General features: G+C 47.6%; 8 protein-coding genes and 1 pseudogene. 8 read left to right on the forward strand and 1 reads right to left on the reverse strand.

Annotation, left to right across the window (positions count from 1 at the left end):
- Positions 1–107: 107 nt before the first annotated feature.
- The 4 genes from BK127_RS25245 (at position 108) to BK127_RS25260 (ending at position 6,711) form a co-directional block, all read left to right on the forward strand.
- A complete protein-coding gene (locus BK127_RS25245) occupies positions 108–2,036 on the forward strand; it encodes a putative thiazole-containing bacteriocin maturation protein (RefSeq protein WP_076234293.1) in 1,929 nt (642 codons plus the stop codon).
- Positions 2,033–3,973, forward strand: coding sequence for a TOMM precursor leader peptide-binding protein (locus BK127_RS25250; RefSeq protein WP_076234294.1), 1,941 nt, complete (start codon positions 2,033–2,035; stop codon positions 3,971–3,973). The genes BK127_RS25245 and BK127_RS25250 overlap by 4 nt, the downstream gene beginning before the upstream one ends.
- A gap of 21 nt (positions 3,974–3,994) precedes the next feature.
- Positions 3,995–5,572, forward strand: coding sequence for a SagB family peptide dehydrogenase (locus BK127_RS25255; protein ID WP_076234295.1), 1,578 nt, complete (start codon positions 3,995–3,997; stop codon positions 5,570–5,572).
- A gap of 233 nt (positions 5,573–5,805) precedes the next feature.
- On the forward strand, positions 5,806–6,711 hold the full coding sequence (locus tag BK127_RS25260; RefSeq protein ID WP_076234296.1) for a hypothetical protein: 906 nt from the start codon (positions 5,806–5,808) through the stop codon (positions 6,709–6,711).
- 288 nt (positions 6,712–6,999) lie between these two features.
- Here the strand turns inward: BK127_RS25260 and BK127_RS25265 are convergent, their stop codons facing one another.
- Complete coding sequence (locus BK127_RS25265; protein ID WP_076234297.1) at positions 7,000–7,620, reverse strand: TetR/AcrR family transcriptional regulator; 621 nt, start codon at positions 7,618–7,620, stop codon at positions 7,000–7,002.
- A gap of 298 nt (positions 7,621–7,918) precedes the next feature.
- Here BK127_RS25265 and BK127_RS25270 point away from each other — a divergent pair, with 298 nt between their 5' ends.
- From BK127_RS25270 to BK127_RS25285, 4 genes and pseudogenes are all read left to right on the forward strand, one after another.
- On the forward strand, positions 7,919–9,463 hold the full coding sequence (locus tag BK127_RS25270; protein WP_076234298.1) for an FAD-dependent oxidoreductase: 1,545 nt from the start codon (positions 7,919–7,921) through the stop codon (positions 9,461–9,463).
- A gap of 30 nt (positions 9,464–9,493) precedes the next feature.
- Positions 9,494–9,958 (forward strand): anthrone oxygenase family protein, encoded by a 465-nt coding sequence (locus BK127_RS25275; RefSeq protein ID WP_179097591.1) that lies wholly within the window; start codon positions 9,494–9,496, stop codon positions 9,956–9,958.
- 106 nt (positions 9,959–10,064) lie between these two features.
- Positions 10,065–10,490: pseudogene (locus BK127_RS25280) on the forward strand (response regulator transcription factor); the annotation flags it as partial.
- Between the two features lie 8 nt (positions 10,491–10,498).
- Positions 10,499–11,893, forward strand: a complete 1,395-nt coding sequence (locus BK127_RS25285; protein ID WP_076234300.1) for a sensor histidine kinase — start codon at positions 10,499–10,501, stop codon at positions 11,891–11,893.
- The last annotated feature ends 8 nt before the right edge of the window (positions 11,894–11,901 follow it).

The raw sequence follows: 11,901 nt of genomic DNA on the forward strand, positions 1-11,901 counted from the left end.
GGGCATTTATTCATTACAGGCAAGGCATGTGGGACGAATTGACGTACATACAATATGGAAGAGAGGGTTCCACATTAGGGTAATTCGCAACAATTAGGAGGAGACAAATGACAAGTCTAACCCCTGCTGCACGCCTAAAAGTTAAGGATGACACGTTTTTTCTCCCTGTTCCGAACGACGGTGTGTACTTCCGTAATAACGTAGGCACATTCCGCATGGAGGGCGGGATGATCGACCGGTGGATTGAAAAGTTGGTTCCTATGTTCAGTGGAGAACATACTTTGGAGGATTTGACAGACGGATTGTCGTACACGCACCGTGAACGGGTTTATGAAATCGCAAATGTGTTATACCAACAAGGCTTTGTTCGGGATGTAAGTAAGGACCTAACGCATCAATTAACGGACGGAATTATCCAAAAGTACGCTGGACAAATAGCCTTTTTAGAAAGTTTCGGCGATTCCGGCGCATACCGGTTTCAGTGTTATCGGCGGGCTGACATATTAGCGGTCGGGTCAGGTCCGATCTTCGTTGCATTAATTTCCGCATTAATGGAGTCAGGGCTGCCTAAAATCAATATGCTGATAACCGATTCGGTGCCGACGAACCGGGAACGGCTTGTGGAATTGGCAGAACAGGCCCACCGTATGGATCCTGATGTAGTTCTTAAGGAAATCATGAAGCAAAGGGAAGGAGCAGACGGTTGGAGGGACGTTGTCCAGCCATTCCAATCGGTTTTGTATGTATCTCAAGAGGGGGATATCGAGGAGTTCCGGCACCTCCATACAGCTTGCAAAACGGAGAAGAAGATTTTGCTGCCGGCAATGTGTCTGCATCAGACAGGAATGGCAGGTCCGGTTGTACATTCGGATGCGGAGGGATGCTGGGAATCAGCGTGGCGTCGGGTCCACCAGCCAGCCGTTATTAAGGACCCGGAGCTGCACATTTTCTCATCCACAGCGGGAGCGATGCTTGCCAATGTGATTGTGTTCGAGCTGTTTAAAACCGTTACGGGGGATTCAGAGCTGAGAAATTCGTTTTTTCTGCTGGATCTGGAAACGTTGGAGGGCAGCTGGCACCCATTCATGCCGCATCCTCTGATTCATGGATTTGAGGAAGCCCGAACGGTTCAAGCATCGAAGCTTCAGTTGAAGCTGCAGCTTGATGGGAGTGAAGGGAACGCGGACAAAAGTGTACTGCTGACTTATTTGAACCGATTGACTTCCGCACAATCAGGGATTCTCCATGTTTGGGAAGAAGGGGATTTGAGACAGCTGCCACTCTCGCAGTGTCGTGTTCAGACGGTTGATCCATTATCACAGGGTCCTGCTGACCTGCTGCCGGAGCTGATCGGTACAGGATTGACACACGAGGAAGCCCGGCGGGAATCGGGACTGCTTGGGCTTGAAGCTTATGTATCACGATTGGCCGACATCATCCTTAAAACGCAAGAGGTTGTCGGTATCGGTGTAGGGGAAACGGCAGCAGAAGGCGTTTTGCGAGGATTAAAAGCCAATTTGGCCATGCAGCACGCCATGCAGCAGGTTCATGAGCAAACTGTCACTCGGGTTCAGTTAAATAGGGTGGAGGATCAGCGCAGCCGGTATTATTTACAGGCTTTGACCACTATGAGGGGAGAGCCGGTGATCGCCTTGGGAGAGCCAGTGTTGGGCTTCCCAGCAGTATGGGTCGGTACAGGGGAATACTGGTATGGCAGTACGGACTTGAATACAACTATGGCGCTGCAGAAGGGACTACAAGCTGCACTCCAGAAGGTGCAAAATAATTCCGTATATCCTGCGAATCAGGTGCTGGAGCTGGAAGCTTCATCCCTGAGATTTGGCAAGGATACCGTGGACCTTGTGATTCCCTCAAGTGAAGGAAATTTAAAGTCCGAAATTTTACAGGATGCTTTGCAACTATTGAAAAAGAACGGCAAACAGCTCTTTGTTATGGATCTGGCCGTAGAACCGTTTTTGCAAGAAGAACTCAAAGGAGTGTTTGGCGTGCTGCTGCGAGAGGGGGAGTCCCGGTGAACAGAGGGCTGGCTATTATTGGAAAGGGAGGGTTGGCGGATCTTGTGACCCGCGAGCTGTCCGCCCTATGCAGGATTGTATGTCTGAGCGACTTTAAGGAGGGAGTACCGGAAGACGTCGATTTCGCCTTGGTGCTGCACGATGCATGGCATCCCTCTGTTCATCAGGAAGCGGAAGAGCTTTTCCGGAAAGCAGCTATTCCATGGCTGAGAGGTTTTGTTGCATTCGGCGAAGGTGTGATCGGACCGCTAGTCCGACCTGATTTATCCGGGTGTACACAATGCGCTGACACTCGGCGCCTCTTGGCGGGACGTGACCGCAAAGAGACGTGGATGCTGCAGCAGCGTCTGAAGACCGGTGCGAATTCTCGTGACGCCTGGTCATCAAGTACAGGACTATTGCAGATGGCACACCTGATTGTGAAAGATACGATGGATGTGCTTCAGGGCAACACTTCCCGCTTGGAAGAACGAGTGTTTTTCATGGATATGAAAACATTAAGGAGCACCAGCCACTGTTTTCTGCCGGACCCACTCTGTACATTTTGCAGCTATATGCCTGAAGATACACCAGCAAGGGCCCGCATCTCTCTTCAATCAAGTCCCAAGATTAGCTCCAAAAGCTACCGCAGTCGGTCGTTAGAGGAACTTGCAGGCTTTCTGGTGAAAGATTATCTGGATTATAAGACCGGCTTCTTGAATGGAAAAATGGTTGATCTTATGTCTCCTTTTGCTGATGTGAGTGTAAATCTACCGATGTTCGACCATGATGAAGCTACAGCAGGCCGTACGCACTCGTATGCGGAAAGCGAACTGACTGCTATTATGGAGGGCTTGGAGCGATATTGCGGTATGGCGCCCCGCGGTAAAAGGCCGGTGGTCAACGACAGTTACCGTAATCTGGCGGAGCATGCCCTTCATCCAGCTACGGTAGGCTTGTATGCGAAGGAGCAGTATGAGCGGCCTCATTTTCCTTTCAAGCCATTTCATCCTGACGAGCCGATCGATTGGGTATGGGGCTATTCGTTTGAGCGGCAAAATCCAATATTAATTCCGCAGCAGCTTGCATATTACAGTTCGAGCTGTGGTCAAGGATTTATCTATGAAACGTCCAACGGCTGCGCATTGGGAGGAAGCTTAGAAGAGGCTATATTTTACGGCATCATGGAAGTGGTGGAACGCGATTCTTTTCTGTTGACCTGGTACGCAGAACTGCCGCTCCCTAGGCTGGATCCTTATTCTGCAGGGGATATGGAACTGGAGCTCATGATCCAACGCTTGCAGACGGTAGCCGGATTTGATGTATATTTGTATAACGCAACGATGGAAAATGGAATTCCAAGCGTGTGGGCAATGGCCAAAAACATGAAATCAAAGGGAGTCAACCTGATTTGCGCTGCAGGAGCTCACCCGGACCCCGTTCGTGCTGCGAAAAGTGCGGTTCATGAATTATCGGGGATGACGTTGACACTCGATGGCAAGTTCGAAGAAAACCGCGAGCAGTATAGGCAAATGCTGCATGACCCATCCCTGGTGACCGGTATGGAAGACCACTCGATGCTTTACAGCTTACCGGAAGCAGAAGATCGTCTGCAATTTCTGTTGGAAGAAAACCGACCTCTGCGGGCATTTCAGGAGGAATTCGATAGGGTGCCGACGCATTCGGATTTGACCGATGACCTGAAGGACGGTCTTCAGGCGTTCCACCGATTGAATCTCGATGTGATCGTGGTAGATCAGACAACGCCTGAATTACAACGAAATGAATTGTACTGCGTGAAGGTGCTGATTCCAGGCATGCTTCCAATGACGTTCGGTCAACATCTCACCCGTGTGATAGGGTTGGACAGAGTGTTAAAGGTACCGGCGCTGCTCGGGTATGTCAAACAGCCGCTGCTTTTGAACCAACTGAATCCACATCCGCATCCGTTCCCTTAAAACGACTGAGGAGGAAGGAAGATGAGTCTGGAAACATTCCTGCGTAGTCTCCATGAGGATGCTAATGAGTCCAGACCTCAGGACTGGCAAGTGGACTGGGATGACGCGCCTCTTCCATATAAGCTATATCGCAGATTGCCAGTCTTTCCTTTATCCCTGGAAATCCCGTTGTCACTGTATAGAAATCGATCGCCCGCCAATCCCGATCTGACAACAATCGGTCATTTTCTATGGCATGTATACGGCCTGACCCGATTGAGCCAATACCCTGCGGCCCATTCCATGAACCAAAAGTTGGGCCCGTTGCAGATGTATCGGCGTTTTGTCCCTTCAGGCGGCGGGTTGTATCCAAACGAGCTATATGTATATCTGAAGACGGCCGATTCTCCTCTTGGTGTCTATCATTACGATGTGGCACACCATCGGCTGGTTTTGCTTCGTGAGGGGAACTTTGATTCCTACCTGAATCAGGCACTCGGAAGTCGATGTGATATATCGGGTTGTTTTGCAACGGTTTTGGTTTCCGTCATGTTTTGGAAAAATTTTTATAAATACAATAATTTTGCTTATCGATTGCAAGGATTGGATACGGGTGTAATGATTGGTCAATTACTTGAAGTGACCCGACAGTATGGTTACGAATCACGGGTGTATTTTCAATTTCTGGATCGGGCGGTTAATCATCTGCTTGGGATATCCGATAGGGATGAGAGTGTGTATGCGGTGATCCCACTTTCGACGAAGCCCATGACATCTTGGTTGCACAACGGGATTGATGTAGTGGGGGGAAGCTATGCGGTTCAATTGTGCAGGGAACTACCGGAAGTTCGACATGAAAGCTTCGAGCGGTCGCTTAAAGTCAAAGCATACCCGAAGCTGACACAGATGAACGAAGCGTCCATGCTGGACTCAATAGGTTCGTTTCGACACATTGGGGAGACGAAGCATGTTGAAAGCCGACTACAGTCGGTATATATGCCCCACGTGAAGCGGTTATCCTATGATCTGACCTCGATTTGCCAAAATCGGTATTCACCAGAATCGGATTTCGTATTGAGCAAGGTGACCCATTCCGAAGTGGCGGCTTTGTTACAACAGGCGATGGCTTCTTTATCTTATTATAATGACCTGAATGCTCCCAATGAAAATCCTGCAGCTCGTATGTCCTTGTACTGTTGTTTGTATAACGTTGAAGGCATTCCTGACGGTGCCTATCGCTATGATCGCACGGCTCATTTATTGTGCCGGGTACGTTCGGGAGATCATCGGCTAAGGCTGCAGCTTGGAATGTCGATGAATAACGTCAACTTGTTTCAAGTACCCCTCTGCCTGCATGTGGTAAGCGCACAGGACTACAACAAATCGGCACTAGGGTATCGGGGATATCGTATTCAGCAGATGGAAGCGGGGATACTTGTACAAAATTTACTGTTAGCGGCGTCCGCCATGGGTATGGGAGGGCGGCCATTGCTCGGATTTAATACTGCTATCTGTGATGAGCTGTACAAATTAGCTGAGCGTGGCAAGACCAGTCTGATTCAGATCCCGATCGGTCACCATCGTCAGCGTCCTCGTTTGGAAGGAGGTTTGCACAGCTAATACAACATGGTTACATAAAAAGTCGCCTAACTTAAATGGCGGCTTTTTGGTTATGTCATGAGGTTTTTACCATTCCACATTGACTTGACGGTGACGAAATATTAAGAAAATAGTCGGATTCGGCATCGGTGTCATCCAAAAAAACGTAGATCCGCATTTGTAACAGTTGCTCTTGGTCAAAACACCACGTATGATACAGCATCTTATAGAAGTCTGGGAGGCTGAAAATAAAAATGAAACGATTAGTTGCTAAAAGCAGAAGAACTGGGTTTTGTATGCAATTATTTAACCCCAGAGTCGTTACTCTATCAGCACGTTCAGCAGTATATAATTTTGACAAGCCATCAGAAGATGTTGTCATAGTGTGCATTAGTGGCTTTCGTGGTGGAAATAGCAATGGAATGACCAGCCTAAGGGACACTTTAAGAGAAAAACTCACCGCAAAATACGGGATTAATCCGAACAACATTTTTCACATCAAATGGAACCAAGAAAATGACAGCAACCGTAGAAATATTCCTTTAATAAGTGACATAAATAAAGAAATTCTTAGACGTACTAAAAACCCAAGGTATGTCGCACTTATTGGACATTCATTTGGTGGGTGGGCAGCAAGTAGACTCTCCAGAGTGACTCTAAAAATCCCTGATTTTGTTGGTCTTGTTGATCCAGTATACGGGCCTGCCAATACATTAAAAAAACCAGGAGATGTGCCCCGTGGGAAAAAGATCATTGAGTGGTTTCAAAATAACGGGATTACTGGATTAACGGATTGTCCACCGTATTTAAGAGTGCCATGTACATCCGATCGAGAAGGTTTTTCGTGTGGTTTTCAAGGTGTGCCAGGTGCAGTGCAAAGACCTGTTAAATACATGCGAACTTGGAGTGGAGCAAATATCCCATGCAGTAAAACGGATAAGGCTCCACTTCTTGCCTACCATACGAGCATTGACGATGATCAAAGAGTTCATCATGAAATATTTAATCAAATAAATCGCGACTTAAGTAAGATTATTAAAAAGAGTTCGGTTCATAGAAGGTTAGTCATGGCAAAAATAAACGTTAAGAGACGCTCTGAATGCAAATGCCATAATAAGAAAGTTCGTGTTATATCAAATTGTAGGTGTCAGAAAAAGTAGTCAGATCAATATATCGTGATGGAAATGACGGGTATCGCTTCGGACACGCTAACGTCGTATTTTCCATGGATCGAGTATCACATTGCTAGCCGATAGAAGAAAATAGATTTATGGTCTGCATTATTAGTAATTATTACTAATTAGTTTCAATTGAATTCATATTTTCAAAAAAGAGGTATCTCTACATATGTGGAGACACCTCTTTTAACTTGTATCGAAAATAACAACGAACGTACGGAAAATGATTTGAGCGTTAAAGTGTAGATAACTAACATTGCAAACTCGTAGTCAGTCTGTCAGGTTTTGACGGTGATCGGATGATTTAGCGCGAACAGCCAGTTTAGCGAGAGCCGATGCGGTCTGCCGAGCCACGCTGAGAACTTCGTTAAAGTCGATATCCGTGCCGCGTGAAGCGGACAGGGCAGAAGATATAGTATCCAAGGTCATGCGGACCAAAAGACGTGCTTCAGCACTGCTATTGTTGTCTACGAAGTGGTCGATGATAGCCTGAAAGCCAGTACGAATATCCTGACCTGTTTCATGGAGGCGTAGCATGATCGGCTGATTGGCTTGAGAGAGAATCATAACCTGTAATCTTTCAGGAGTGGTGCATTCAATCCATCGGTGTGCAGTACGTTCGAGTAGATCAGGAACAGACGGCTGGTTTTCCAGCCATTCCTGCAGCTCCTCAAGCTGAGCGTGGCGCAGCTGAATAAGGCTAATCAGGATATCTTCTTTATTGCGGAAATGATAATACAGTGAAGACTTTGTCATACCCAGTGCCTCGGCAATATCTCGGGTAGAGGTTCTCTCGTACCCTTTTTCAATGAAAAATTTTAAAGCAATGCTCAATATCTGAGATCGCGTTTCTTCGCCGGAACGACGCTCTGGCGAAATGGAGTTGCTCATGATATTAGCTCCTTCCTTTAACAGGAGCAACACATATACTCCCTACACATAATATTAGCCAAAATTAAAATCTAAACTCATACTATCTTTCTAATTGACCCTCGTCAAGCTTTTACCGGTACCAAGAAGCATTGCTGCGCTGGGCGTGAGTTGGTTCTTTTCATGTATTCCTTGACACTTATCGAACGGTCGTTTAGTATTTGATTAACGAACGGTCGTTAAGTTACTATATGCAAATGATCGTTTAGTTATAAAAAGCCGTGTATAAATTAAACCGGCAAAGAGAGGATATTTACTCATGAAAAATTCTGTTGATACTCACATAGCTATTATTGGCGGCGGCCCTGCTGGACTCACTAGCGCACGTATTCTTCAGGGATATGGTTTCTCCCCAATTGTGTATGAAATCGATACGTCTATTGACTCCCGTGACGCTGGTGGTACTCTTGATCTTCATGCGGATTCGGGACAGATCGCACTGGAAGACGCTGGACTCGAGGAAGCATTTCATGCACGTGCAAGGATGGAGGGACAAGCAAAAAAACGACTTTCTCACACGGGTAAGCTCATCGCATCTTTTGTTCCAGAGGAAGACGATTCTGCTGCTCCCGAGATCGATCGCGGCCACCTTCGTGCCATGCTCGCTGAACATCTTAAACCTAACACCATCCGCTGGGGGCACAAATTAGTTAGCTCGACTGAGCTCCATGATGGACGTATTCGCCTAGAATTTGAGAACGGCCATATGGATGAGGTTGACCTGGTTATTGGAGCTGACGGAATTTGGTCAAAGGTCCGACCTCTTCTCACGGATGCAAAGCCCATCTATTCGGGTGTCTCTTACCTCGAAATTGATTTCGCCGACGTAGAAACCGATCATCCCGCACTTAGCGAGCTTGTCGGTCCCGGCCATGTGTTCGTCACTGATGGTGTAGGTCACGGACTCGTCGTTCAGCGTAATAGCAATGGACATATCCGCGGCTACATTGCAATGCTTGCACCAGTTGACTGGTATATTCAGGCCGGTATTTCTCTCGATGATACCGACGCAATCCGTCGTTACCTAGTAAAAGAGCATTCGGAGTGGGATTCGATCTTACTCCCATTTCTAACGGATACCGATTCGGGCTACCTGAACCGACCCATCCATATCCTGCCTACGCCGCTTACATGGAAGAGCAACAGTAGCGTGACTCTTGTCGGTGATGCTGCTCATGCCATGGCACCGTTCGGAGGCTTCGGCGTCAACCTCGCCATGTTAGACGCTGCCGAAATCGCACATGCTGTTGCCAAACATGCAACTGTAGCGGAGGCCATCGCGGCATACGAATCAGAGATGTTTCCACGTGCCAGTGAACATGCAGTCGGTGCCAATGCAGCGATCCTCCGGTTTCTATCGCCCGAGGGAGCTAAATCCGGTATGGTGCCCGATCATGAGGCCGAGCATCAGCAATACCGGGATGCGGCTGAAGCCTATCGCCTACGACAAGGAGCAGACACAACTCTCGTACGGAACCAGTCAAACGAAGTATTGCACGTTCCGATGAAAAGCCTGCACGCTACAGAAGGACGCTGGACAATTACGTTCAAAACACCACGTGGCGAAAATAATATCGAGCTTGTGCTTGCTATCGACAATGAAGAGCTTTCGGGCACCTATGATGGACAACCGATTCAACAAGGAAAAATTAATGGCTGCGACGTAACCTTTACGACTCGTTTGACTTCACCATTTCCGATGAAGGTATCCTTTAAACTGACAGTCAACGGTGACATGATGACTGGTTCCGCAAAAGCACCGATGATGAAGGTACCTGTTAACGGAATTAGAGTAGTAACTTAAAGGAGGCATGCGTAATCTGTGACTAGCCTTATGTTAAATACCATTTTTGCTTGTGCAGGCATTTTCTTTGCGGGCCTCCTCGCAGGTACAGAATTTACAGTACGATTTGGCATGCGAGGTCCACTGGACCTGCTGGAAGAATCTTCGCACATTATTGTCCGACAAGGGCTTATCCGTACACTGCGCATCATAGCACCATCATTTTATTTCCCGGCTCTCATATTCGGAGTAGTTTCACTACTTACAGGTGACAGCGGAACTCCGTTCGTTCTCAGGATACTCGGGATTATGATGTTAATTATTTGGCTTGGAGTTACATTCATCGGTACGGTTCCTATTAATAGCGCCGCACTAGAGTGGCGGCCTGAAGCTCCCCCAAGCAACTTCCGGTTTCTTGTGGAACGGTGGGAGAGGCTTGCAATAGTTCGCGTAGTAACATCTGTTTTCGCATTCGGCTTTTTCCTAATCTCCGAGATCATCATCGTTGCCTCATAACAAGGAGAGATTATTTATTTTGTAATAAAGCGGGCTACAAGGAATCTGTAGTTTATTTGTAAAGAAAGCTAAACTGCTTCGTATTCGAGCAGCAAAGGAGGAAAATATGGCGAGGAATATGGTTGTCGATGACGATCCGGATATACGGGAGCTGATCCGCGTATATTTGGCTGGAGAGGGGCTTGGTGTGATTGAAGCCCGCAATGGACAGGAAGCGTTGAAGCTTATCGAATCGACACGAGTCGATCTTGTCGTCCTAGATGTGATGATGCCGCTCATGGATGGCTGGGACTTGTGCCGCGAGCTCCGCAGTCACTATAGCGATCTTCCGCTGGTGATGGTAACCGCGAAGAGTGAATCGGCCCACAAGTTAAAAGGGTTTCAGCTCGGTACGGACGATTACGTCGTCAAGCCATTCGATCCGGTCGAGCTTGTAATGAGGGTGAAGGCGCTGCTTAAACGCTATAAGATCGCTTCTTCCCAGCTGATATCTATTGGCGATATGACGATTGATCGCGTCTCTTTCGAGGTGTGCGGCGCATGATCAAGACCCTTTATCTACGAGTGGTATTGACGTTCTCGGCCGTCGTCGTTGTCAGTGTATTCCTGACTTTTCACATCGTCATGCTGCTTTATACGAACCGAATTACAACCGAGGTGCAGGCTAGCTTGCTGAAAGTAGGCTACCAACTTGTTGAGATGAGCAACGAGTATCAGCCGATAAAATTGGAAACTCTACTTGAAGGCAGCACCCAATTCAATGACAGCTATTCCTTGTTCTTATTTGACGACAGCGGTTACCAGGCCTCCTTCGGGGTTGAAAAGAATAACGATAGGATTGAGCTGGATCAACAGAGGGTCACCTCTGTTCTGCACGGGAACATCTACAAAATCGAAACAAAGAATTTTATTTACGCCGACTTCAAGGAATCGACGAATTTGATGATTGGCATCCCGCTCGCCGTAAACGGCAAGCAATACGCCCTCTTCGTAACGCCCAAGGTGTCTGAGGTAGCGAGGAAACAGACCCGTAACACGATAATTACTGCTTTGCTGATCGTACTTCTCATTGGAAGTTTGCTCATACTGGTCGCTTCACGGTATATCGTGAGTCCGATCAAGAAGCTGACACTGGCAACGAACCGGCTGGCACGCGGCAATTTCAACGTGAATGTGAATATAAAAAGAAGTGACGAGATCGGTCTGCTTGCCGAAGGCTTCAACCATATGGCGGGCGAGTTGAAGCAGCTTGAGCAGATGAGGCAGGATTTTGTCTCTAACGTATCGCATGAAATCCAGTCGCCACTGACCTCAATACGGGGATTCTCCAAGGCGCTCCGCCAATCGGCATTGCAGGAGGATGAACGCCATCGTTATTTGGAAATCATCGAGCGGGAAAGCGAGCACTTGTCTCGGCTAAGTGAGAACCTGTTAAAGCTGGCTTCATTGGAATCAGAGCATCATCCCTTTCATCCCACCACATATGATCTCGACGAGCAGCTTCGCCGCGTGGTCGTTTTCTTCGAACCCCAGTGGTCGGAGAAGGAGCTTGGGCTGGATTTGAATTTGCCCAGAGTGAAAATATCTGCAGATGCGGATCAATTAAATCAGGTGTGGACGAACCTGATTGGCAATGCCATCAAGTTCACTCCGCATCAAGGAACGATTCAAATAAAGCTTGCGGCCAAGACAGATCGCGTTGTCATCAGCATCCAAGATAGCGGAATTGGTATTAAGAAAGAGGAGCAGGAACGGATCTTCGAGCGTTTCTATAAAACCGATCACGCCAGACAGCGTGGATCGGGGGGAAGCGGACTGGGACTTGCCATCGTCAGAAAAATTATCGAGCGGCACCATGGAAGCATTTCAGTCGCCAGCGAACCTGGCGAGGGTACGTTATTTACCGTAATTTTACCGATTTTTACCTACTCGTAGAACACTTA

Source organism: Paenibacillus sp. FSL H7-0331, from assembly GCF_001956045.1.